Origin of the sequence: Bacillus sp. 007/AIA-02/001, from assembly GCF_004634455.1 — a bacterium.
Taxonomy (GTDB): domain Bacteria; phylum Bacillota; class Bacilli; order Bacillales; family Bacillaceae_G; genus Bacillus_A; species Bacillus_A cereus.
Genome location: NZ_SEIY01000011.1, coordinates 27,045 through 52,564 on the forward strand (window position 1 = coordinate 27,045; position 25,520 = coordinate 52,564).

Sequence of the window (25,520 nt, forward strand, 5' to 3'; positions counted from 1 at the left end):
ATGGCTTCATCATCTTTTTGGAATAAGAAAAAAGTATTTATTACGGGACATACTGGATTTAAAGGCTCCTGGCTCACCCTTTTCTTAAGTTCTTTAGGTGCAGAAGTAGTAGGCTTTTCTTCTCATCCCCCATCCATTCCTAACATTTTCGAACAAGGTAACGTAGCAAAAGAGTGCACGACAATGAAAGGCGATATTACAGATTACCATTCTTTATTTCATGCCATGAAACAGCATAAACCTGACATAATATTTCATTTAGCAGCTCAGCCAATCGTAACCGCTTCATACAAAAACCCTATCGATACATTCAAAACGAATGTTTTAGGTACTGTTCACGTGCTAGAAGCAGCAAAGTCCGTCGAAAGCGTACGTGCCATTATTAATGTGACAAGCGATAAATGTTATGAGAATGACGGTAGTGGCGACCGAGCGTTCGTGGAAAATGACCGACTAGGAGGTTTCGACCCTTATAGCGCTAGTAAAGCTTGCGCTGAAATAGTGGCAACATCCTATCAAAAATCATTCTTCCGCACTAATACCCAGAAACTCGCCTCAGTCAGAGCTGGTAACGTCATCGGCGGTGGTGATTGGGCAGAAGATCGATTATTCCCTGATATCATTCGGGCATATTTGCACAATCATACTTTGTGTATTCGAAACAAATATGCCGTCCGTCCGTGGCAACATGTTTTAGATCCTCTACATGGCTATATCCTTTTAGCTGAGAAACTTTGGAATGATGCTAAATATGCAGAAGCGTGGAATTTCGGCCCAATGAATGAACCTAACAGAACCGTTCATGATGTCATTGAATCTGTAATAAAATTATGGAATAACCCACTAACAATCATTTCCTCCTCTACAAATACTCCTTATGAATCACCTGTTTTAACACTCAATAGTACAAAAGCAGTAAACAAACTCGGCTGGACTCCTAAGTTATCAACAGATGATTCTATCGCTTGGACTGTTGATTGGTACAAAAAATATGCATCTGGTGAAAATATAGAATCTTTCACACGACAACAAATCGATGCATTCAAAAATTTATAAAGGGGCTATAAAATGGAACAGAAAAAATGCCGTTTTTGCCACTCATTACTAACCAACACTTTTTTAGATTTGGGCGTTTCCCCTCTCGCTAATTCATTTGTAGCTCCTGAAAGCTCATATAAAATGGAACCTTTTTATCCGCTGCACACATTTGTTTGTCACTCTTGTTTACTCGTACAGCTAGATGAATTTGAATCCCCGCAAAATATTTTTCATAACTATTTATACTTCAGCTCTTACTCCTCAAGTTGGCTACTACACGCTAAACAATATGTAGAAATGGCGATTAAGCGTTTCAACTTAACGAAACATTCAAAAGTGATTGAAATCGCAAGTAACGATGGGTACTTATTACAATACTTTAAAAAAGAAAATATCGAGACATTGGGAATTGAACCCGCGAAAAACGTAGCAGAAATTGCTATCAAAAAAGGAATTCCTACTCATGTGAATTTTTTCAGTAATGACTTAGCAAAAAAATTGCCACAAGCTGATTTAATCGTCGCAAATAACGTATTAGCACATGTTCCAAACTTGCATGATTTTGTTGCTGGTTTAAAAACACTATTAAAACGTGATGGCACGATAACAATCGAATTCCCGCACTTATTAAACCTTATATCCTTTAACCAATTTGATACCATCTACCATGAACACTTCTCCTACTTCTCACTTATAAGCCTTCAAAAAATTTTAGCTCATCATCATTTACAAATTGTTGATGTAGAAGAGCTTTCAACACATGGTGGTTCATTACGTATTTTTGTAAACCATCTAAGTTCCCAATCCACTATCCATTCCAACGTTACAAACTTACTCCAAAAAGAAGTCAATCACGGACTCGATACATTAGATTGCTATCTCCTTTTTTCTAAACGAGTGGAACAATTGAAAATAAATATTTTAAAGTTTTTTATCAAAGCAAAAGCTTTAAACAAACAAATTATCGGTTACGGTGCTCCAGCTAAAGGAAACACCCTTTTGAATTATTGCGGGATAGGTAAAGAATTTCTAGCTTATACAGTAGATAAAAATCCTCACAAACAAAATCTCCTTTTACCAGGAACTCGTATTCCAATAAAATCTCCAGCAGAAATTAAACGTACAAAACCGGATTACATTCTCATACTTCCTTGGAATTTGAAAGACGAAATTATAAAAGAATGCTCTTTCATTCGTGAATGGGGCGGTAAATTTTTAGTGACAGTTCCAGAAGTTGAGGTGATTGAGCCATGAAGAAAGTTGTTGTAACAGGTGGTAGTGGCTGGATAGGTAAATATGTTGTACATTCACTTATACAAAAGGGATACGAAGTGCACGCCACGTATAATAAAAATAAACCCTCTCACCTCCCTTGCCACTGGCATAAAGTAAACTTGCTCCGCAATGACGAAGTAAAACAATTCATTTACGACGTTCAGCCTAGCCATCTCATTCACCTTGCTTGGGAAGCAGTGCCACCAGCATGCTATGTATCTATTAATAATTACTATTGGCTAAAGTCTAGTATTTCATTGATTCAGCACTTTACAACATGCGGCGGAAAGCGTGTTGTCGTTGCAGGTACTGGCGCAGAATACGAATGGTTTAACGGCGTATTATTTGAAGATTCACCGCTCCTTTCCTATAAAACCCCGTATTCTTTATGTAAAAATGCACTGCACTCCTGGCTAGAAACGTATGCACAACAAACAGGCCTCAGCATGTGTTGGGGCCGCATTTTTCATATGTATGGACCTCACGAACAAGGTAATCGGCTCGTTTCTAACATTATCACTTCCTTATTAAAAAACGAAGAAGCACTATGTACACATGGAAAACAATCGAGAGATTTCCTCCATGTGAGTGACGTCGCTGACGCTCTCGTAACAATATTAGAACACGGCGTTACAGGCACCATCAATATCGCTTCTGGTCAATCTGTACAAATTAAAGAGTTAGCTTCTATCATTGCTAAAAAGATAGGAAAAGAACATTTAATTAAACTAGGTGCAATCCCTTTCTCTAAAGATGAACCTTTATTTGTCGGGGTTAATGTAGAACGTTTAAAAACTGAAGTAAACTGGAAACCAACATACGATCTAAATACAGGAATAGAAGAAACAATTTTATGGTGGAAATCATTTATACAAAAACATAACGATATGCATCATTAAAACGTAAATCCTTCGTTCCTCTCGCTAATTCCTTATACCATTCTTCTAATCTTTCCGGCGTAACAATATGATGCGTACCCATTCCTCCATGCTTACTAGCTTCAGAAAGAGTCGGACCAATTTGTAACTTTCTCTTTCTCATCGCATCATTCCACGGACTAAACCCAAACCATAATATACAGGCAAGAGGTGGATAAATCATCGATTCATGCGCAGATAAATGTCTTCCAACCGTATAACTTCCATGCTCATGATTATGAATAAATCTTCCCCTTCTCCATAGTCTCCACTCCTCTGGTAAATAACCATGAAATCGCTGTTTCATTAAAGGTATTCCAAAGTTAAGTTCCGGATAATTATAGTTAGGATCATCGACCATAATAAGCCCTTCTAGCCAATACATCCTACCTCCCAATTCATCTAGTGATTTCCAAAACTGATTTTTATCTTGCATGCAAAGAAACTCAGTCGTATTTAAAATCATTTTCCATCCTTGTACTTCTTGTTCTATCCTCATCACTTCATGATCTGTCGCATATGCATCAAACTCTGGATTTACAGAATCTCGCACTTCCCAATGCGGTGCGAATTTTTTACAAATCTCAACGGAACGATCTGTTGAACCTTTATTAATTAAAATACCATGATCAAAAAGTTTCGTATGATGCATAAGCCACCATGGCAATAAATATTCTTCATTGTAAAAATGCGAAATAACGGTTGTAGTTATAATAATCTCCTCCTCTTTCTCTATTAATCTACTTTTTATCCTACAACCAATATACTCATAAGCAAAAATATGTTTCCTAATTATTGATCAAATATTATTAATATTTTTGTAAGTTTTCCTTTGGTACCCAGCCCTTCTCACCATCTCTTCCTTCGCCCCAAACCCATCCATTCAATTCTTCTAATCCAATCACTCTTTCTCCAATACTCACATTTAATTCTTTCGCAGTATATTGTTTTATAATAATTCCTGTTCCATTCATATCTTTTTTTATAATTTGCTCCGGAACCCATCCTTTCCGGTCATATTTCTCTTCGTGACAAAACATCCAGTTTTCCCAGTTTTCCGGACCAGCGTAACTCTCTATCATTTTCACTACATCCCCCTCTTCTAAGCGAATTGGATTAGGATAATTGCTAACATGTGATTTTATAACGATATATTTCATAACAACCTCCAATAATCAGAAAATTAAGTTATAATATCATTATAACTTAAAGAGGAGGAATGCACGCATGTACTACAACACTTCATTCGAAAACGATCAACCTGTAGCCCGTCTATAAACTAAGACGGGCAATCATATAACACATACACTACGCCTCGTCTTAGGGAACTCATAATACCCTAAAAATAGACGGAGGTACTTTACATGAAACAAACAATTTTAGGAGCTATATGTTTATCACTAGCAGCAAGTATATGGGGTGGTATGTATGTTGTTAGCAAATACGTACTCGATTTTATCCCACCACTAACACTCGTTTGGCTACGCTTTATCATTGCTTTTGTTGTTTTGTATGGCATTTTGAAACTAGCTGAGAAAAAGCAAAAGAAAAAAGTAACCATTCGCAAAAAAGATTGGCTCCTATTCGCTTGGATTGGATTTATCGGCTATTTCATTTCGATCACATGCCAATTTATCGGAACAAAATTATCCGACGCTCATACAGGCTCGTTAGTTACATCAGCTACACCTGCATTTATGGTTATATTTGCAGCGCTCATTTTGAAAGAAAAACTAACCGCTCGTAGACTTTTATCTACTATAATAGCGACAATCGGCGTCATTATCGTAATCGGGTGGGATATTGAAATTGGCTCCTATTTTATCGGAACAATCATTTTAGTTGGAGCCGCTATTACGTGGGCTTTACTATCTATTTATGTAAAGATCGCTTCAATCCAATTCTCATCCTTAGTTATTACAACGTATGCCATATTCTTTTCACTCTTTTTTATTACACCCTTTATGATATGGGAACTACAAACATCCTCTATCGGAACAGTAAATACGTACGTAATATTAGGCGTATTATACTTAGGTATTGTTTCAACAGCAGGTGCCTTTTTCCTTTGGAATAAAGGATTAGAATTAATAGATGCAAGCATCGGTTCCTTATTTTTCTTCTTCCAACCTATTGTTGGATCATTACTTGGCTGGCTCTTATTAAATGAGACATTAAATAGTAACTTTTTTATTGGCGGTATTCTTATTATATGTAGCGTTTTCATTACTACTTTTGAAAAGAAATAAAAAGCAGGCAGAGATTTTTAGTCTCTGCCTGTTCGCATTATTGGATCTTGATCGTGAAAACCAATACAAATCGGTATATTACTTTGCACTTCACTACGTACACTTATAAAACTACACAGCGTTTTAGCAATTAAATATAAAGTTACACCGACTGCTTTTTCACTTGTGTCAAAGCCATTTCCATTATACATATCTGCTAATTCTACAGACCCCGGCCCCTCAATATTATATGTCCATTCAGATGCCCAATCATCGTCCTCTTCTTCAAGTGGAATATATTCCTCACAAATATAAAACTGACTATCCCATTCGTTATCAAGGTCATACTCAAAATAAATCGCTTTTGATTCTTCATTAGTAGCCATTTCTACAGCTGAATCCAAACCTACTCGAATACTTTCCTTATATGACTCTAAATCAATTGCTTTAATTCGTTCTGCATATTCTGCAGACGCTAACATGCTACAAATTTCAAAATACTTCGCTTCTATTTGCTCTACTGCTAACGAAAAGACATCCTCTTGCATCTCTTCTAAATACTGAAATATATCCACACTAAACACTCCTCACTCTTTACGCACTCCAATGCGATGGACGGGATAACATTTTCGGTAATTTCGTATGCTTATTCCCTTTCGCTGCGTTAATTTGAACTTGCGTCAGAAAAATACTATTTGTAAAATCAGCCCCGCGAATATCTGCATCTCTTAAATCTGCTCCGATAAGATCTGCTCCTCTTAAATTTGCTCCATTTAAGTTAGCCGCAATTAAGTAAGCACCCCTTAAATTTGCACCTTGTAAATTTTTCTTTTTCAAATTTGCTCCCATAAGATCTGCTCCGCGGTGAATGATTCGTTTCTTACGTGCAGTATTCATTTCCTTCCATACTAATTCGCTCGTTTCTAAAAGAAGAATGTTCACCTCTGCCCTATGCATTGGAACATTTATTTTCATTAACTCATCTGGATTTAAATTCGAAAGTCGCTCTGTCTCCTCAATTGCGGTCTCCAGCTCTTTATGAATTGGCTGTGTTGCCTTTAAAAGAATCGCCTCATTCAAATACCAAAGCATTTCATGAAGTTGATGCATAACTGGAAAAGCATCGTACATTTTTCTTGCATGCTTTGCATCTTTCCGCCAATCAATCCCTTTAAACGTACCCTGAGAAATCTTCTGTCCAGCACCGAAACACTCAAATACTGTACAACCTTTATAACCTTTTCCTCTAAGATTTTTATGTATACTACATTTAAAATCTGATTGTAAGTTGGAACATGGTTTACCACCATCTTTATTCACTGCAAAATCTACCGATGCTGCGAACGGTAATGCAACGCAACATAGACCGAAGCATTTTTCGCAGTTTGCTTTTAAATGATCGTTATGATTAGTCAAAATCTATACCCCCTGTTGTCTTTTGACTATTTCATAATATTCCAACTGTAATAAATAATCAATTTTAAAATAAACCAGCATCTTTCGTTTCAATTCATAACTTTATCATTCGATTTCCTTTCAATTGAAAAGGACTATTTCTATTTAATGAATTATAATTAAATTATAAATTTTCTAACTAAAAAGGAGACTTATTATGGCACTAGAAATGAAAACAAACTGTCAAATTTGCGATCAATCGCTCGAACAAGATTCTGAAGCATACATTTGTGTATATGAATGTACATTTTGCGCACCATGTACAGAAGAAAGACATAACGTTTGTCCAAACTGCGGCGGCGAATTAGTACGTAGACCGAAAAAGAAATAATAAAAAGCAAAGCGATATCGCTTTGCTTTTGTTTAGGCATCTGAAATTATATATTTAAAAACTTCACACAAACAGGCTCTGGCACAACAACATCAGATTGTAAAAGTGTTAACTTACCTGTAGATTCATCTCTTGAAAATAACACAAGATTATGTGACTTTTCATTTGTAGCAACAAGGAACTTTTCAGTAGGATCTAATACAAAGTCTCTTGGCCAATTTCCTTCTGTAGATGTGTGTTCAACAAATGTAAGCTGACCTGAATTTTGATCTACGCTATAAACAGCGATACTATTATGACCACGATTACCTGCATATACAAAGCGGCCGTCAGAAGAAATATGGATAGCACTGCCTTGACTATTTTCATCAAATTGTTCTGGAAGAGTAGAAATATACTGTAATTCTGTAAAGGATCCTTCTTCCGAGTTATATGTTAGCGCAATAACCTCTGAACTAAGCTCCGTCATTACATAAGCGTATTTTCCATTTGGATGAAAAGCAATGTGTCTTGGTCCACTTCCCGGATTCACAGACAGGCTATTCACTTCTATTAATGTACTATCTCTTACTTCATACGTAATTATTTTATCTATCCCTAAATCAACGCCCACTACATATTTTTCATCAGGAGTGTACCCCGCGTAATGTGCATGTGGTTTTTCTTGTCTTTCTTTATTCGGACCTGAACCTTCATGTGCCATAATAGATGAAGCAGGATTTACAGTTCCATTTTCTTCATTTATTTCAAAAGACTCAATCGTTCCTTTATGGTAATTTGCTGTAACTACTGTATGATTTCCACTATCAACACTAATATGACAAGGAGAAGCCCCTTCTACTACTTGTCTATTTTTCGCTTTTAGTTCTCCAGTATGACTATCAATGGAATAAGCAGCTACACCGCCAGATTCGCCTTCCTTAACAACAGAATAGAGATATTCATTATTTCGGTTAATCGTTACATATGTAGGGTTATCCAGCTTAGCAGCAAGTGTTACATTACCAATTTTTTTTGCTTCCGTGTCTAAAATAAACTTATATATTCCTTTGCTATTTTCTTTCGTGTAAGTCCCAACATATCCGATAAACTCTTTGTTATCCTTCATTTTCATAACCCTCTCTCCCTATATTTTTCGTTCATCATACTTCTTAAAATATTTTATGTTGAAAGAGTATCCAAAAAAATCGGAGTACCTCTTTATACGTTACCATATTTTATTGGTAAATAACTTTTAAACCCACTTTTTTTGATACGCTGCTATACTTTCATATTCTTCTTCCAATTGACGGGACAGACGAATATAGATTGGCGTTAAATCTTTATATTTCTCCACACTTTCCATGTTTGGCTCATGATGAAAATCTGCACCTACCATTTCAGAAACTACGGATAATGTATCTATTTCACCTAAACTATATAAACCGAGGATTGCAGCTCCTAAGCAAGAGCTTTCGAAACTTTCAGGAACATATACGTCTTGATGGAAAATATCCGCCATCATCTGTCTCCAAAGTTCCGACCTTGCAAAACCGCCTGTCGCTTGAATTTTTTTCGGTTCGCCAATTAGTTCTTTTAAAGCGAGAAGAACTGTATATAAATTATAAATTACCCCCTCTAAAACAGCACGGATAAGATGTTCTTTCTTATGATGCAATCCGAGTCCAAAGAAAGATCCTCGTGCATTTGCATTCCATAAAGGAGCTCTTTCCCCTGCTAAATACGGGTGAAATAATAAACCGTCAGATCCAGGATTCACTTTTGCTGCTATTTCAGTAAGCACCTCATATGGATCTTTTCCTAAGCGCTTTGCAAGTTCAATCTCTGAAGTGCCCAATTGGTCACGAGCCCATCTGAAAATCATACCACCGTTATTAACTGGACCACCGATTACCCAATGGTCTTCAGTTAACGCATAACAAAAAATTCTACCTTTTGGATCTGTTACAGGACGATTTGTTACAGCACGTATCGCACCGCTTGTACCAATTGTAACAGCCACAACGCCAGGATCTATTGCATTTACACCTAAATTGGATAGGACTCCATCACTCGCTCCTACTACAAAAGGCGTAGAAACAAGTACATTCATCTCTTTGGCAAGCTCTTCATCTAATCTTGTTAAACTGTGCGTTGTTGGAACAAGCTTTGAAAGCTTTTTATCTGTAATTCCCGCTACATGTAAAGCCTCTTCATCCCATTTTAAAGATTTTAAATTGAACATTCCTGTCGCTGATGCTATAGAATAATCAATTACATATTCTTTATATAACTTGTAAAAAACATATTCTTTAATAGAAATGAATTTATAACTTTTTGCGAATAACTCTGCCTGCTCATTCTGTAGCCAAACTAATTTCGAAAGTGGTGACATCGGATGAATTGGTGTCCCAGTACGAAGGTAAATTTCATGACCATTCATATCATTCTTTATTTTCTCCGCCCAGCTTGCACTTCTATTATCTGCCCAAGTGATACATCTCGTTAATAGCTCTCCTTTTTCATCTACAGCAATGATACTATGCATTGCCGAACTAAAAGAGACACAAAGAATATCATTCGGCTGTACACTACTTATTCGTACAGTTTCTTTAATCGTATTTATTACTGCATGAAAGATTTCTTCTGGGTCTTGTTCTGCTGTTTCAGGTGTAGGAGAATATAAAGGATATTCAATTCCATGACTAGCAATAACAGATCCATCAGTAGAAAATAGAACTGATTTTGTACTAGTTGTCCCAATATCTACACCAATCATATATTTTGAGCTCACCATTTCTTCCTCCTAACAAAAAATTGCTACAGTATCCCACCATAAAAATACATTCCTTTTATCTATTGATAACGTTGTAAGCCACAATTATCTAAATAGAAACATCTTTATCTTAAACAAACATATCGAGTAGTAAAACGCCTCCAAAAGCGATAAATGAAAGTAACGTTTCTAATACTGTCCATGTTTTAAATGTTTCTTTCACTGTTAAGCCTAGGTATTCTTTTACCATCCAGAACCCAGCATCGTTTACGTGAGAAAACATTAACGCTCCTGCACCTGTTGCAATAACGAGTAACTCTAAGTTCACACCTGTCGTATTTTCAACGATTGGCGAAACGATACCGGCTGCTGTTGTTAAAGCGACTGTCGCTGACCCTGTCGCAATTCGAATTAACCCAGCTACTATAAATGCTAATACAATTGGAGATAGAGCTAAATGCTCAGACATTTGAGCAATAGCATTCCCTACCCCACTATCGATGAGAATTTGCTTAAATCCCCCACCAGCACCAATAATCGCAACAATTGAACCAATTGGTAATAAGCTATCTTCTGTTATCTTCTTAATAGCTTTTTTATCGATACCTTGACGAAATCCAAGAAAATAGAACGCCGCAAAACATGCAATCAATAGTGCAATTATAGGACTACCGATTAATGTGACAATCTTCATCAAAGTATTAGAAAGAGGCACATAAGGAGCTGCTGCAGCTAAAACCATTAACATAACAGGTAACAATATAACTAAAAATGAAACTCCTATTCCTGGTAATTTCGTTGATTTTGTATTTACACGAATCAATTCCGGCTCATTTTCAGGAATTACACGTTTGTGAATCCATTTCGCAAATATAGGACCTGCAATAATCGCTGCAAAAAATGTAATAATGAGTGAATACATTAGTACCTTCCCAAGATTCGCTTTATAAATACCAATTGCAACTATGGCCCCTGGATGCGGAGGAACAAGGCCGTGTACGACAGATAGCCCAGCAATTGCTGGTAATGCTATCAATAAAATATTTTGTTTCGTTGTTTTATGAATTGAAATTACTAACGGCAGTAATATTAAAATGCCTACTTCAAAAAACACCGGGATTCCAATAATAAAACCTGCAATTAACATCGCCCATGGTAAGTTTTTTATCCCAAAGGATTTAATAAAGAACTCTGCCACTTGCATTCCAGCACCTGACTCTGCCATCATTTTCCCTAAAATTGTACCTAATACTAAAATACCTACTAAATGCCCGAGAACACTGCCGACTCCCGTTTCATAAGCACTCACTATTTTATCCATTGGCATCCCAGACATAATTGCTAAAAACAAACTTGCAATCGTTAAACTAATAAACGCATGCCATCTCCACCAAGATACCCCTAAAATAACAATTACAATTGATAATAATGTAATCATTAAAAGGTACATATTCATACGCAGTTCCACCCCTTTATGTAAACCCTTTCAAAATTGCTATACAATTAAGAGAACCTATATAGTTCTTTCATGAGTAAGAATTTATATATCGATATACAAATCATCTTCACAAAATAATAATTTATACAAAAAGAATCTCCCTTATCAGAGATACATGTTAACTCACCTCTCTGATAAGGGGATTTCTCTTCCATAATTATAATGTTATTGTGATAAACGCTTCGCGCGATCAATTTTCCCTTTTTTAAAAGTGAATGACACTTTCTTCTCTTGCTGTTTTCACGTAGTAAGACTACAAACTCAGTATCCACTTTAAACGATGAAGTTACTTAGGATTTGTCTTCTCATGAAAAACAACTTTCGGAAAGCACCTTCACTTTCATAACATTATAATTTAGGCGCTTTCGCCCAATCAGCAGCAAATTTCTCAATACCTTGGTCTGTTAATGGGTGCATAGCAAGTTGTTCAATTACTTTATAAGGGATTGTTGCAATGTGAGCACCTGCCATCGCTACACGAGTTACATGATCTGGATGTCTAACAGAAGCCGCAATAATTTGTGTATCTAGTTGATGAACATCGAATAATTCAGCAATTTTAGCAACTAATAGTACACCATCTTCAGAAATATCATCTAAACGTCCTAAAAATGGAGAAACGTACGTTGCACCTGCTCGAGCAGCTAAAAGTGCTTGGTTCACCGTGAAAATAAGTGTAACATTCGTTTTCACACCTTTTTCAGTAAGGTAGCGACAAGCTTCTAATCCTGCTAACGTCATCGGAAGTTTAATTGTAACTTTTTCATCGCCACCGTTAATTTTAATCAGTTCTTCTGCTTGGGCGATCATCTCTTCAGCTGTAACAGCATCTGGCGTTACTTCTGCCGAAACAGATTCAACTTTAGGAACCGCCTGACAAATTTCTGCAATACGGTCTTCAAATTTAATGCCCTCTTTCGCTACTAAAGAAGGATTCGTTGTAACACCAGCTAAAACTCCAAGTTTATATGCTTTTTTTATATCCTCAAGATTTGCAGTATCAATAAAAAATTTCATGATTAATTCCCTCCAGTTTTTAAACGTTGATGAGTTACATGTTTAATATGCTTATCCCGTAAAAGCCCGATTTGTGTGGAATGAAGCCCCTACTTATTAAAGTTTCACTTTATTTCTTTTCTACTGCATGTCCGCCAAATTCATTGCGCAGAGCTGCTACAACTTTTCCTGTAAATGTATCATTGTCTAATGAGCGGTAGCGCATTAATAGAGACATTGCGATAACAGGAGTTGCTGTTTGAAGGTCTAATGCTGTTTCTACTGTCCATTTTCCTTCACCAGAAGAATGCATAACACCCTTAATCTCATCCAGTTTTGCATCTTTAGAAAATGCATTTTCTGTTAATTCCATTAACCAAGAACGAATCACTGAACCGTTGTTCCATACTCTTGATACTTTTTCATAATCGTAGTCAAATTCACTTTTCTCTAGAATCTCAAATCCTTCACCAATAGCAGCCATCATACCGTATTCAATTCCGTTATGAACCATTTTTAAGAAGTGACCACTACCAGCTTTTCCAGCATATAAGAATCCATTTTCTACAGCAGTATCGCGGAAGATAGGTTCAACGATGTCCCAAGCTTCTTGATCTCCTCCGATCATGTAACAAGCACCATTACGAGCGCCTTCCATTCCGCCAGAAGTTCCTGCATCCATAAAGTGAATGCCATCTTTCTTTAATTGCTCATATCGGCGGATAGACTCTTTATAATGTGAATTACCAGCTTCAATTAAAATATCTCCTTTTGATAAAAGTGGTGTAACCTCATCAATAACAGAATCAACAACAGCGTGTGGTACCATTACCCAAAGAATTCTTGGTGATTGTAATGACTGAACAAGTTCACTTAAACTAGATGTACCTGTTGCCCCGTACTCTTTCATTTCTTCTACTGCGCTCGTATTTAAATCAAATGCTACTACTTCATGTTTATGATCCATTAAATTTTTCCCTAAATTTAATCCCATTTTACCTAACCCAATTAATCCTACTTGCATAATATAATTCCTCCTCAAATCATCTTTTATTAAAAATCCATATCACTACAATCTGGAATACCTTTCAGCACTGAAATTTTAATATGTACAGAAAGGTATTCACAGTCATAGCTTAAGAATTCAACACATTTTTTGTAATTTGAACAACATTTTCTGTCGTAAATCCAAATAGATTCATGACTTCAGCTCCAGTACCTGAAGCTCCAAATGTTTCAATTGATATTACTTTTCCTTCTTGTCCTACATAACGTTCCCAACCAAGAGATACACCCATTTCAAGAGATACTCGTTTCGTTATAGAAGACGGAAGAACGGATTCTTTATATTCGTTCGATTGGCGATCGAATAACTCCCAGCTCGGCATTGCAACGATGCGAACAGAAACTTGATCTTCTTCTAATTTTGCTTTCGCACTAGCAGCTAAGGATACTTCAGAACCTGTCGCAATTAAAATCACATCCGAATTTTCATTCGTTTGTGTTAATACGTAAGCTCCTTTAGAGAGATTCTCTATGTTCGCTTTCGTTTCATTAAACACCGGTAAATTTTGACGGCTCAGTACTAAAACGACTGGACCATCCGTTTGCTGTAAAGCATACGCCCAAGCACTTGCTGTTTCATTTGCATCTGACGGACGGATAACTGTTAGACCAGGAATTGCTCGAAGAGCTGCCAATTGTTCAATTGGTTCATGCGTTGGACCATCTTCTCCTACAGCAATCGAATCATGTGTAAATACGTAAGTAACAGGTAACTTTTGCAGTGCAGCCAGTCGAATGGACGGACGAAGATAATCATTAAATACAAAGAATGTACTTACGAAAGGTTTTACTCCTCCATGAAGCGCCAATCCATTCGCTGCAGCGCCCATTGCATGTTCACGTACACCGAAATATATATTTCGTCCAGCATACGATTCTACTGCATATACTGCTTCACCTTTTATATCTGTCATCGTAGAATGAGAAAGATCCGCACTTCCACCGAAAATAGAAGGAATCGATTTCACATAATGATTAATAGCTTCCCCACTTGCAACACGAGTAGAAATTGTTTTTTCAGTATCAAAGGATAGAATGTCTTTCGCTTCAATTAAAACCTCACCTGTAATCGCTTTTTCTAATTCATCTGCCAGTGTAGGATTCGCTTCTCTGTATAAGTTGAACTGCGCATTCCAGTCATTGTCTTTTTCAATACCTTTTTGTTTTAGTTCATTAAAATGAGCTTTTACTTCTTCAGGTACAAAGAAATCTTCCTCATAATCCCAACCATACACTTGTTTTGTCGCTGTCGCTTCTTCTACTCCAAGCGGATTACCATGTGCTTTGTTCGTTCCAGCAACTTTTGGACTTCCATAACCTATAATGGTTCTAATTTCTATAAGAGTGGGTTGATCCGTATTTTCTTTCGCTGATTGAATAGCTTTTGTAATCGCATCAACATCGTTTCCATCTTCAACTCTTACATATTGCCAATGTACAGATTCTGCCCTTTTCTGAATATCTTCAGAGAAAGCAATGCCTAATTCACCATCAAGTGAAATTTCATTTGAATCATACAGTACAATTAACTTGCCAAGTTTCATATGTCCTGCCATTGACATCGCTTCATAAGCGACACCCTCCATTAAGTCACCATCTCCGACTAAAGCATACGTATTGTGATCTATAATAGAGTGACCATCCTTATTAAACTTCGCTGCTAAATGAGCTTCTGCCATTGCCATTCCTACAGCATTAGCAATCCCTTGTCCTAACGGGCCTGTAGTCGCTTCAACTCCAGGAGTATGCCCAAACTCAGGATGTCCAGGTGTTTTACTATTTAACTTTCTGAAATTTTTCAAGTCATCAATTGAAACGTCATATCCAGCTAAATGAAGTAGGCTATATAACAGACTAGATCCATGTCCCGCCGATAAAACGAAACGATCACGGTTAAACCATTCTGGGTGATTAGGATTGTAATTTAAATGATTCGCCCATAATGCATAAGCCATTGGTGCTGCTCCCATCGGAAGACCTGGATGACCTGAGTTTGCCGCATTAATAGCATCAATCGATAACGTACGAAGTGTATTCACTGCTAATTGATTTATGTTTTGTGTCATAGTAATCGTCCCCCTAAATGCTTTCATTAAAGAAAGTACTTATTTTTCCGTCTCTTGATCTAACCACCATTTAAATCCACTTTCTTGTAACAGTTCATTAGACGCTTCTGGACCATATGAACCAGACTCATATTCATGAAGCGGTAATAAGTTTTCCTCGAACGCTTCAAGAATTGGTTGTACCCATTCCCATGACAATTCAACTTCTCTCCAATGTGCAAAGAATGTAGCGTCTCCACTCACAGCATCATGAATGAGTCTTTCATACGCTTCAGGTACTCCCACATCCGCTTGCTCACAAGTAAAGTTAATACGCATCGGTTCAATTTCTCCATTTTTCAATGGATTTTTACTGTTTAACTGTAATGAAACGTTCTCACCTGGGCTAATTTCAATTATTAATAAGTTAGGTGCTGCATTTGGATTATTATCTTGATATTGCTGTTTTAACGTATTTTTAAATTCGATTACAATACGAGTAGACTTTTCTTTCATTCGTTTGCCTGTTCGTATATAGAAGGGAACGCCAGTCCAAAATGGATTATCGATCCACAGGCGAGCAGCAACAAATGTGTCTATGTTAGAAGAAGGATTTACTCCTGGCTCCTCTTTGTATGCTACAACTTGCCCGCCTTTTATCTCACCTGCAGCGTATTGTCCGCGAATGATATGGCTTTGAACGTCTTCTTTTTTCACTTTACGAAGCGTTTCCATTACCTTTCGCTTTTCCTCTCGAATTTCACATGCATTAACCTTTTCCGGCAGATTCATAGCAGTCATCATTAATATTTGTAACATATGATTTTGAACCATATCTCGAATGGCCCCTGCCTGGTCATAATATCCTGCCCTTTCTTCAACCCCAACTGTTTCACTCGCTGTGATTTGTACATTCGCTATATGTTCTTTATTCCAAATTGATTGGAGAACAGGATTTGCAAATTCTAATGCTTCAAGATTTTGAATCATCGGTTTACCTAAATAATGATCGATACGGTATATCTCGTCTTCTTCAAACGTGCGACTAAGCTTATCGTTAAGCTCACGAGCAGATGTAAGGTCGTGCCCGAATGGTTTCTCAATCATCAGACGTTTCCATCCATCCGTTTTATCAAGTCCGCTTTCCTTAATATTTAAAGCAATGGTCTCGAAAAATTCAGGAGCAACGGAAAGATAGAACATTCTATTCCCTTTTATATGTAATTCTTCTTCCCTTTCACGAACGACTTGTAATAACCTCTCATAGTCTTCCGGCTTACTCACATCTAATGGACAATAGCGAAAATTATCTAAAAAACCTTCGAGTTCCGGAGTACCTTCTTCTCTATGACGGGAAAACGTCTCTATTGATTCTTTTATTCTTTCTTGAAAATCTACATGAGATACTTGACGTCTCCCAAGCCCGATAACGGATATTTGCTTTGGAAGCTTTTGATCTCTATATAAATTATATAGTGCTGGGTAAATTTTGCGTTTTGCTAAGTCCCCTGTCGCTCCAAATAAAACAAAGGTCATTGATTCCAATTTCAGTCCCCCTCTTGTTGTATAATCCTTGTCAATATTTTAAAAATGAATTGTACAGAAGCTCATGTTTTATAAAAACAAAGAGTTATCAAATCCCAATTCTTTTTATACCTTTCGCTTTTTAATTGTCCCCAATATTAATAGTGGCAATTCAAAGCATTTCTACCACAACTTACTTATTTATAGAATTCAACGAAACATTTTATATCAGATTACTTTTAGTAATTAAATAATCTTATGTCTAATATATTAACCACATAAATTATTATCGTCAATAAAAATGTCTTGAATTACATACGATTTATTTCGTAATACTTTTCTAAGTGTATTCCTAGTTACCATTCATTTTCAAAGATAATGATCGTTATAATAAATATCATTTTCATCAAAATATTCAATTAATTTAACACTAAACTCACGAGCAGACGTTACATTATAACCAAAAGGCTTCTCTATAATAAGACGATTTAATCCTTTTGTAGCTCACAATCCACTTTCTTTCCTTCATTCATATAAATCTATACTTTTCATATTTCTACTCAAAATTGATAGGCAATACTGTAACACCACATTGTTGCCTATTGTAATCGTTATAACTTTCTTTGTGCTACGAGTGTTATTATAAATCGGCCATAACATGAATAGCAGTACGTACTTTAAAGTGATGTAGCACTTTAAAATACCTATACTAAGTGAGTAATAATAAACATAATGAATAAATCATGCTGCAAAAATAACATCTACCCTTTCTTCAAAAAGCTTTACAGTAGTTTTTAGAAGTACGTTACATTATTTCATTTCATGCACTTTCCCCTTCTCTATATAAAATTCTCACTAACAAAATTCAAAATATTATACTTATTTTTCGTACTTTGCTATGCTATAACCACAAACAGGAGGTATAAACTATGAAAGCACAAATTATCCATTCTTTTGGGGATTCATCTGTATTTCAATTAGAAGAAGTTTCAAAACCGAAACTTTTACCAGGTCATGTTCTAATCGATGTAAAAGCAACAAGTGTAAATCCAATCGATACAAAAATGCGTAGTGGGGCCGTTTCAGCCGTCGCTCCTGAGTTTCCAGCTATATTACACGGCGATGTAGCTGGTATTGTTATTGAAGTAGGAGAAGGTGTTTCGAAATTCAAATCAGGGGATAAAGTATACGGATGTGCCGGAGGTTTTAAAGAAACTGGAGGTGCACTTGCAGAATTTATGCTTGCTGATGCACGATTAATTGCTCACAAACCTAATAATTTAACAATGGAAGAAGCTGCTGCTCTACCATTAGTTGCAATTACAGCTTGGGAATCTTTATTTGATCGTGCAAATATTAAACCTGGTCAAAATGTTCTCATTCATGGAGCTACTGGTGGCGTAGGACACGTAGCCATTCAACTAGCTAAATGGGCAGGCGCTAAAGTTTTTACAACAGCTTCTCAGCAAAACAAAATGGAAATAGCCCATCGTTTAGGAGCCGATATAGCTATTAATTATAAAGAAGAATCTGTTCAAGAATATGTACAAAAACATACGAACGGAAACGGATTTGAAGTTATATTTGATACAGTAGGCGGCAAGAATCTTGATCATTCTTTTGAAGCTGCTGCGGTCAATGGAACTGTCGTAACTATTGCAGCTCGTTCAACCCATGACCTCTCTCCTTTACACGCAAAAGGACTCTCTCTGCACGTTACTTTTATGGCATTAAAAATATTACATACAGATAAGCGTAATGATTGCGGAGAAATCTTAACGAAAATAACGCAAATTGTAGAAGAAGGAAAACTTCGTCCATTGCTAGATTCTAAATCTTTTACGTTTGATGAAGTTGCACAAGCACATGAATATTTGGAGTCAAATAAAGCAATAGGTAAAATAGTTTTGAAAAACGTTTGGTAACTTTCACTAAATAAAATGTTTGTTGTTGGGAAATAACAGCGAGATCGCTTCGCCTTATCTTTTTCTTAAGAGGCGTGCCACAACCTTAAAAGCTTTCCATCCTTTACAACAAGTAAAAAAATAACAGCTAAATTTTGAGGTGGGGGTCTTACTGCCCAGCAAATAGCGGGATAACATTCAAAAAAACCTTGCAGAAAAATTCTACAAGGTTTTTGTCTATAAATACAAATTAATCACTATATTAAAATGAAAGAGTTTGTAATTCATCACAATAATATTAAATATACGCTGCTTTAAAGGCTTGTTGGACAGCTTGTACTTCTAATGAGTCTTTACCATATAAGTTCGTTGCTACACGAATACAAGCTTCTTTTAATTCTTTAAAATCAGAAGTCATATTTAATTCATCCGTATTTGCATAATAGAAAATATCAAACATTTTATCTTCTCCAATGCCATGTACGTTTACTCCATTATGGCTTCCACCACTAGCAATCAAGTAAGCTACTTTATTAATAATGCTAGAGTTCGTGTGTACACCACCATGATCGTGGTCAGCATCAATAGGTAAGTTATTATAATGCCTATAATCCTCTGGATATCTAGAAGAGATAGATGATGGGTTTTTCATATCTCTAAAAATACGACCTGATTGTTCTCCCATTGTCCAATTGAACTTTCCGTTATTGGCATACTTTTCAACGGCTACTCCTAAAATATCAGATAACGCTTCATTAATTGCACCAGCTTCTCCTGCGTACTCAAGTCCAGACTCATTTCTTGTAACCGCGTGTGTAAATTCATGTCCTGCCACATCAAATGCTCTAACAATTGGATCTCCGTATACTAGCATAGCGCCATTACTAAATGCATTAAACCACTGCTTAGGATTTCCTTTATTCGTACCATTTGTGTTCCAACCATGAACGACAGAAATTACTTTTTGTCCGTTATTATCAAAGCTGTTACGGCCATATTTTTCTTGATAAAAATCATATACTTTCGTTGCTAAATAATGGGCACTAACTGCTTTAGGATCTGTAAAATTTGTAGAATTACTTGTTACTAAATCATCGAGATAACCCCATACATTTCTTCTATAATTATTATAATCTTTATAATTAGCAGTATATGTTTCAATTCCCTTACCACGAGAATAATCTGCAAGCATGTACGTTCCATCACTTCTTTGTGTAATTCCAAACGTACGATTAATACCTAAGTCATCTTTTCCTGTACCTGTTAATTTTGAAGGATCTGTTGATTTATTTGATGTCGCAGATTGGACAATACTACTCTCTACTTGTATACCCAATTTTTGAACGAGTTCTTTTAATAGATTACCACCAAAAGCATCAATTAATACTGTACCGGATACATATTCAGGTGTAGATGCACTAAAAGTAATTTGATATGCGTTTGTAGCTTTATTTGTATTTTCATCTACATATACCACTTGTTTAATTTCTGGTTCTTCGATAAATGTTAGATCATTTCCATAGATGTTGAAAAGCTGTTTCTTTGCATCCTCTTCTGATAGAGTAATAGGTTGTTTCAAATCTTCCTGTTGTTGTAAATTTTGGGCACTATCTCCCGAAACGCTCGTAAGTACACCATCATCATTAATATGTGCTGTTAGTTGATATCCGTATACATCACGTCCTTCATACGTTTGTTGAAGACGTACCAATGTAGTACCATCATAAGATTTACGACTTTGCGTAACATTATAATTAACTTTGGATTCCGTATTAACTTGCTTTGATGATAATGCTTGTTCTGTTTTTCCTTTTAGTGCATCCTTTGCTACATTTTCTGCCGAATTTTGAGAAGGTGCTGTTAAATTACCTGTTCGGAACGTATCTTCCTTTGTTTCCACTTTTAAATCTTCTGTTTCCGCATGTACTCCTCCATAAGGCATAATCGCCGATAACACCACTCCTGTAGTTAAACCTACCTTTACGAAATTATTCATATTTTTACCCCTTTATAATCGTATTATTAAATTAAATAAATGTATTTTAGAATTTTAAGCATAGATAAAAAATTTTAACTATAGCCAATCGTTTTTACATACCTCTACATACATAGGTTAATAGATTGGTTTGCTACTTTTTTAGATTCAATTCATTTCTCAAAAATTATTCATTATATAAGCTATCTTTATATTTATTCATATACGTTATTTTTTGTGGTTCTGATAACATATTTATTGCCATCCACACATTCTTTTTCATTTCTAATTTTTGCATTGGTATCTCTTTTAAAAACTGATTACCTATAATCGCTTCCATTTCTTCATCAATTCTTTGTATAAGATTTTCTTCTGGATTATTTTGCAAAGAAGTATTTTTCAATCCCCATTTTGTTATTATAAATTCATTCGTTTTATTCATAGGATTAATAATAGTAGCTTTACTAGTTAATCGTTTTTTTATTTCATCATGATAGATTTTAATTCTATATCCCTCTTTTAGTGGAATGATATCTTTTACAATTGTTACATTTGTTCCTTCCATTTCCTTCGTATAAATTTTTTCACCTTTTTCATTAAAGACCTCTATCGATGCATATTTTTCACCTGCATAATAGCTATGAGGCGTTTTAGTAGTAATCGTAAAAATAGCTCGATTTTGCTCTAAGTCTGTATTTAATACGGCAAACTGGTCATCTCCTAATCCTAGGAATTGAATCGTTTCATTTACCAACTTACTCACTTTCATTTCGTTAATATCAATCTTTAGACTATTATCTTTTTCTTTTACATAGGCATAATACGAACTGAAATGGTACATACTATTCGTTTTCCCACCTGAAATTTCAACCGTATACACTCCATTTGGTACGTCTTGTAAATTGATATCTGTTGTTTCAATTGTTTTCTCTTGAATAACTGTATTCCCTTCTTTTAATTTAATTTTTCCTCCTTTTAATGTATCTATTTCATTTGTATTTAAATGGATATGCAAATTCCCTTTTAGCCCAAGTGGAGCAATTTGCTGATTCGTAACTATTTCGAAGTTGGAGTTTATCGGAATATCAGGATCAACTATAGCTCTTGCTTTCGCTAATTGTGATTCAGGCACTATATAAGCTAAAGAAGTAACAGCCGGAAAACCTTTCGCCCTATTCATCTCTATTTGTTTATGATTAAGCTTAAAGCCCCACCTTTCAAAAACAGGTGTAAAATCAACTTGTCCATTCTCACTATAATACTGATTCATTAAATCTGGTAAAGAATGGTCACCTTTTTTGAAAGCAGCATTGCTAGCTAGTTTTCGATAACCTTGATACATTTTTGCAAATGCTTCATCGCCAGCTTTTTGTTTCGCCATCGTTAAAAGAATAAGTTTTTGTCGTAAATCTAAATCATCATAATTTTTATTTTCTTTCATTAAAGCATTATATAAATTCCGTTCTACCTGTTCCTTTTTCCCGAAATTAAACAACCAACCAAGTTGATCTGCTTTTTTGCCGTATTTACTATATTGATATTGAACACCAAATAGATTATTAGAAACTTCTCCTGTAAATATTCCTTGATTATCAAAACCAGCTTGGTATCCATGAGCGATTTCATGTAAAGTTCCCCAACTTAGTTTATCTAACCACATCTTTGTACTATCTGTACTATTCGCTGTCCAATTTGTGCCATAATAGGCACCGCCAGCACCAGATATATCTGCTTTTAAGAAATAACGATTTTGACTTTTTTTATTTTCAAACGTTGAGCCATCTAAACCAATAATTGAATCATACATCACAAAAATATCTTCATAATACGCAATTAACTCATCCAATGATTGAAAATCTTTTAAAGATCTTACTAACTCTTTATCTTTTTTAGGTACAAATAATTGAAAACTCTCCCCTTGAAGTAACGCATACTCTCCATCAAATTGATCCCATGTACTAAAAAATTGAGATACACTTCCTTGTTGTTTATAAATGGGAAGGGGTTTAGTAGCACTTTCATTCCCTACTTGGTACTCAAGTACAGCGTGCTCTTCACCATACGGAGTATCTATGAAAGGAACTAAAGACGTATCACCTTGGATAGTAACCCATTCATTTCCTACTTGTATGGATTTTTCATTTTTTGAGTCATTAGACAATAAACGTAATGTTAATTTGTCTTTAAAATTAGGATTTGTTTGTCTTACCTTTAATGGTGTATTTCTCTTCAAAATAAATCCTAAATCTTGTCGATCATGATATTTCCCCTTACTTATGCCCGCCTGAAATATCCAAGTAGGCTCTTCTAAACTAGTAATTTTTTTTGCATTTATTCGTTCATCAGCATGTAAGTGTATATTTCCTATGAGGAAAAACATTGTATACATTAGGCCTATAACAAGTAACCTTTTCATTTGCATATCTCCTTCTCTATTTTTTTATATACAAAATACAATAAAGCCCTCCTTCTTCACTTATAATTGTCGTCAATAAGTTACTTATCAGTGTAATTATTATAGTTACATTAACTCGTGATTATCAATCATTAAATGTATGTAATTTTGCATATATGAATATTTTGTGATAAATTCCAAAATATCGTATAATTATCAATATTTTTTCAGACATTATTCAATAAAAAAAACACGAAGACTCTTAAGTCTTCATGTTTTTTATACATGTTATTACACTTGTGATTGAATTAATTACTAAAATCTTTTTAATCGTAAAAAATCAATTATTTTTAGGCTGATAGCCGTACCTAATCTTTTACAATTTACTTATTCTTTTTGTTCTGTAATATTAAATTTTGAAACCAATTCCGTTAATTCTTCCACCTTTTCTTTCATTTTGTTGGATTGGATTGATATTTGTTCAATTGATACGGCCTGTGATTGAATTGAATTTACAGTTTGAAGAGTCTCCTTTTTCACATCCGTTGCAGTTTCAGAAACTAGCGAAAGAGAAGCATTTACTTCTTCTGTACCAGCAGACATCTCTTCTGTCGCTGCGGATACTTCTTGAATTTGACCTGTAATCTTATCAATATCTCTCATAATAGACAAGAAGGTTTGATTCGCTTTGTAAGCAGCTTCTTTTCCTTCTACTGCCTTTTGTTGTCCTTTTTGCATGACATTAACTGTATCTTGGGTATCTTTTTGAATGGATTTTATTAAATGATTAACTTCTTTTGCAGATTCTTTAGATTGCTCAGCCAAGTCTCGAACTTCTGCGGCAACCACTGCAAATCCTTTCCCATTCTCTCCAGCACGTGCCGCTTCAATAGCGGCATTTAAGGCAAGAAGATTCGTTTGTTCGGCAATATTAGTAATTGCAGCGAGAGCTGTATCAATCTGTTGTGTACGTGTAACAAGTTTATTTATTACTTTTGATGTTTCCTCGACAACATCATGCACACTATTCATTTGAAGAATAGAGTGATTTATCACTTCACTACCGATATTTATTCGTTCTGTAGTCGTTACTGCTACCTCAGCGACTACTGCTGAAGATTCAGCTACAGTTTGCACCCCGGTTGTAATTTCTTCCATTGAGGATGAGCTCTCCTGAATACTAGTTACCTGTCCTTCTATTTTTGTTTTTACTTCTAAAACAGTCTGTACAACCTCATTTGAAATACTAGACGCTCGATTTGTATCTTGTAATACGCCCTCCGTAGTAAAAATAACCTCTTGTGTTGTCATCTTAACATTCGCAATTAATTGTTGAAGGTTATCTAACATACTATTAAAAGACTGAACAATATGCCCTAATTCATTATTTGCTTTATAAGGAGTACGTGTTGTTAAATCTCCAGCTGCTACTTTTTCCATATCATTTTGTAGTAATGCAAGTGGTTTTCGGATAGTTAATTTAATAACATATCCAATTAATATAATTATTAAAATTGCTAAAATCGAAATACTAACAAACATTATCATTGTATTTTGAGCACTATTATTATTTTCCTTCTGTAAAAGCTCTGCATTATTACTATTATATAAAATCAATTCACGAATTGATTTTATTGATTTTTGCATATTAGGTTCAATCTCTTTTAGATAATATGCATATGCTTCCTCATTATTAGACTTCCCTAATTCTTGTGCTTTCTTCATTTGAGTCCTTAATTCATTAAATGTTTCATGAAACGTGTTATATAATTCTTTTTCTTTAGTAGAAATAAGTTTAGCCTCAAACTGCTTTAAAAGATGATCATTTTCCTTACGAATCCCATCCATTTCTCTTATTAATTCGTTCATTCTTTTTTCATCTTTTGATAACATTATTTCCATAAAGTTCATATTAACGTGATAAAAATTAGATTCTACAATTCCAATCCACTCAATTGGCAGTAAATTATCCTCATACATATTAGAGGAAGTACTTTTCCCTCTTTCTAACCCCCAAAACCCTATTAGGGATAATACTATACATGCAATACTTGATATAGTTATTAATATGTTTAGTTTTGTACCAATCTTACTGTTTCTTAATAATTCCAATTCACTT

The 25,520-nt window shown here is 35.3% G+C and carries 20 protein-coding genes and 1 pseudogene; 6 read left to right on the plus strand and 15 right to left on the minus strand.

Translation table 11 applies throughout. The features are described from left to right. The 3 genes from rfbG to ES895_RS19655 are packed head-to-tail and all read left to right on the plus strand — an operon-like array spanning window position 1 to window position 3,212. Window positions 1–1,056: a CDP-glucose 4,6-dehydratase gene (gene rfbG, locus ES895_RS19645; RefSeq protein WP_000168658.1), complete on the plus strand. Its 1,056-nt coding sequence runs from the start codon at window positions 1–3 to the stop codon at window positions 1,054–1,056. 12 nt (window positions 1,057–1,068) lie between these two features. After that, a complete protein-coding gene (locus tag ES895_RS19650; RefSeq protein ID WP_000435771.1) occupies window positions 1,069–2,292 on the plus strand; it encodes a class I SAM-dependent methyltransferase in 1,224 nt (407 codons plus the stop codon). Next, window positions 2,289–3,212, plus strand: coding sequence for an NAD-dependent epimerase/dehydratase family protein (locus tag ES895_RS19655; protein ID WP_000758371.1), 924 nt, complete (start codon window positions 2,289–2,291; stop codon window positions 3,210–3,212). The genes ES895_RS19650 and ES895_RS19655 overlap by 4 nt, the downstream gene beginning before the upstream one ends. Here ES895_RS19655 and ES895_RS19660 read toward each other — a convergent pair. Continuing rightward, a complete protein-coding gene (locus ES895_RS19660) occupies window positions 3,181–3,981 on the minus strand; it encodes a glycosyltransferase family 2 protein (protein ID WP_071686365.1) in 801 nt (266 codons plus the stop codon). The genes ES895_RS19655 and ES895_RS19660 overlap by 32 nt on opposite strands. Window positions 3,982–4,039: 58 nt before the next feature. Further along, window positions 4,040–4,390: an SH3 domain-containing protein gene (locus ES895_RS19665; RefSeq protein ID WP_000875283.1), complete on the minus strand. Its 351-nt coding sequence runs from the start codon at window positions 4,388–4,390 to the stop codon at window positions 4,040–4,042. 204 nt (window positions 4,391–4,594) lie between these two features. Between ES895_RS19665 and ES895_RS19670 the strand changes: the two genes are divergently transcribed. Further along, a complete protein-coding gene (locus ES895_RS19670; RefSeq protein ID WP_000814735.1) occupies window positions 4,595–5,479 on the plus strand; it encodes a DMT family transporter in 885 nt (294 codons plus the stop codon). A 17-nt stretch (window positions 5,480–5,496) separates the two neighbouring features. Here ES895_RS19670 and ES895_RS19675 read toward each other — a convergent pair whose 3' ends face one another. Further along, window positions 5,497–6,033 carry a hypothetical protein gene (locus tag ES895_RS19675; RefSeq protein WP_000350930.1) on the minus strand — a complete coding sequence of 179 codons (537 nt, stop codon included), beginning with the start codon at window positions 6,031–6,033 and terminating at the stop codon, window positions 5,497–5,499. A 19-nt stretch (window positions 6,034–6,052) separates the two neighbouring features. Beyond that, window positions 6,053–6,874 (minus strand): pentapeptide repeat-containing protein, encoded by an 822-nt coding sequence (locus ES895_RS19680; RefSeq protein ID WP_000181432.1) that lies wholly within the window; start codon window positions 6,872–6,874, stop codon window positions 6,053–6,055. Window positions 6,875–7,070: 196 nt separating this feature from the next. Between ES895_RS19680 and ES895_RS19685 the strand changes: the two genes are divergently transcribed. Continuing rightward, window positions 7,071–7,244 (plus strand): DUF1272 domain-containing protein, encoded by a 174-nt coding sequence (locus tag ES895_RS19685; RefSeq protein WP_001162788.1) that lies wholly within the window; start codon window positions 7,071–7,073, stop codon window positions 7,242–7,244. Between the two features lie 46 nt (window positions 7,245–7,290). On the opposite strand, the gene ES895_RS19690 is transcribed toward ES895_RS19685, so the two are convergent. The 8 genes and pseudogenes from ES895_RS19690 to ES895_RS19725 all read right to left on the minus strand — a co-directional run. Further along, window positions 7,291–8,358 carry a lactonase family protein gene (locus ES895_RS19690; protein ID WP_135238578.1) on the minus strand — a complete coding sequence of 356 codons (1,068 nt, stop codon included), beginning with the start codon at window positions 8,356–8,358 and terminating at the stop codon, window positions 7,291–7,293. 120 nt (window positions 8,359–8,478) lie between these two features. Beyond that, on the minus strand, window positions 8,479–10,020 hold the full coding sequence (gene gntK / locus ES895_RS19695) for a gluconokinase (protein ID WP_135238579.1): 1,542 nt from the start codon (window positions 10,018–10,020) through the stop codon (window positions 8,479–8,481). A gap of 109 nt (window positions 10,021–10,129) precedes the next feature. Further along, window positions 10,130–11,455 carry a gluconate permease GntP gene (gene gntP / locus ES895_RS19700; RefSeq protein WP_001057623.1) on the minus strand — a complete coding sequence of 442 codons (1,326 nt, stop codon included), beginning with the start codon at window positions 11,453–11,455 and terminating at the stop codon, window positions 10,130–10,132. A gap of 390 nt (window positions 11,456–11,845) precedes the next feature. Beyond that, a complete protein-coding gene (gene fsa, locus ES895_RS19705) occupies window positions 11,846–12,514 on the minus strand; it encodes a fructose-6-phosphate aldolase (protein WP_000667676.1) in 669 nt (222 codons plus the stop codon). Between the two features lie 109 nt (window positions 12,515–12,623). After that, window positions 12,624–13,517, minus strand: coding sequence for a phosphogluconate dehydrogenase (NAD(+)-dependent, decarboxylating) (gnd, locus tag ES895_RS19710; protein ID WP_001195925.1), 894 nt, complete (start codon window positions 13,515–13,517; stop codon window positions 12,624–12,626). 112 nt (window positions 13,518–13,629) lie between these two features. Then, the gene (gene tkt, locus ES895_RS19715; protein WP_135238580.1) at window positions 13,630–15,624 is read right to left on the minus strand and encodes a transketolase; all 1,995 of its coding nucleotides are present in this window, start codon (window positions 15,622–15,624) and stop codon (window positions 13,630–13,632) included. 39 nt (window positions 15,625–15,663) lie between these two features. Then, window positions 15,664–17,148: a glucose-6-phosphate dehydrogenase gene (gene zwf / locus ES895_RS19720; protein WP_000445362.1), complete on the minus strand. Its 1,485-nt coding sequence runs from the start codon at window positions 17,146–17,148 to the stop codon at window positions 15,664–15,666. Between the two features lie 348 nt (window positions 17,149–17,496). Next, window positions 17,497–17,649 (minus strand): annotated as a pseudogene (locus tag ES895_RS19725) (glucose-6-phosphate dehydrogenase); the annotation flags it as partial. A 407-nt stretch (window positions 17,650–18,056) separates the two neighbouring features. Here ES895_RS19725 and ES895_RS19730 point away from each other — a divergent pair. Next, on the plus strand, window positions 18,057–19,052 hold the full coding sequence (locus ES895_RS19730) for a zinc-dependent alcohol dehydrogenase family protein (protein WP_000647254.1): 996 nt from the start codon (window positions 18,057–18,059) through the stop codon (window positions 19,050–19,052). A gap of 277 nt (window positions 19,053–19,329) precedes the next feature. Here the strand turns inward: ES895_RS19730 and ES895_RS19735 are convergent, their stop codons facing one another. From ES895_RS19735 to ES895_RS19745, 3 genes are all read right to left on the minus strand, one after another. Then, window positions 19,330–21,027: a M4 family metallopeptidase gene (locus tag ES895_RS19735; RefSeq protein ID WP_001058955.1), complete on the minus strand. Its 1,698-nt coding sequence runs from the start codon at window positions 21,025–21,027 to the stop codon at window positions 19,330–19,332. Window positions 21,028–21,193: 166 nt separating this feature from the next. Continuing rightward, window positions 21,194–23,422, minus strand: a complete 2,229-nt coding sequence (locus ES895_RS19740) for a putative mucin/carbohydrate-binding domain-containing protein (RefSeq protein WP_061139064.1) — start codon at window positions 23,420–23,422, stop codon at window positions 21,194–21,196. Window positions 23,423–23,788: 366 nt separating this feature from the next. Further along, on the minus strand, window positions 23,789–25,513 hold the full coding sequence (locus ES895_RS19745; protein WP_000421999.1) for a methyl-accepting chemotaxis protein: 1,725 nt from the start codon (window positions 25,511–25,513) through the stop codon (window positions 23,789–23,791). Window positions 25,514–25,520 lie beyond the last annotated feature (7 nt).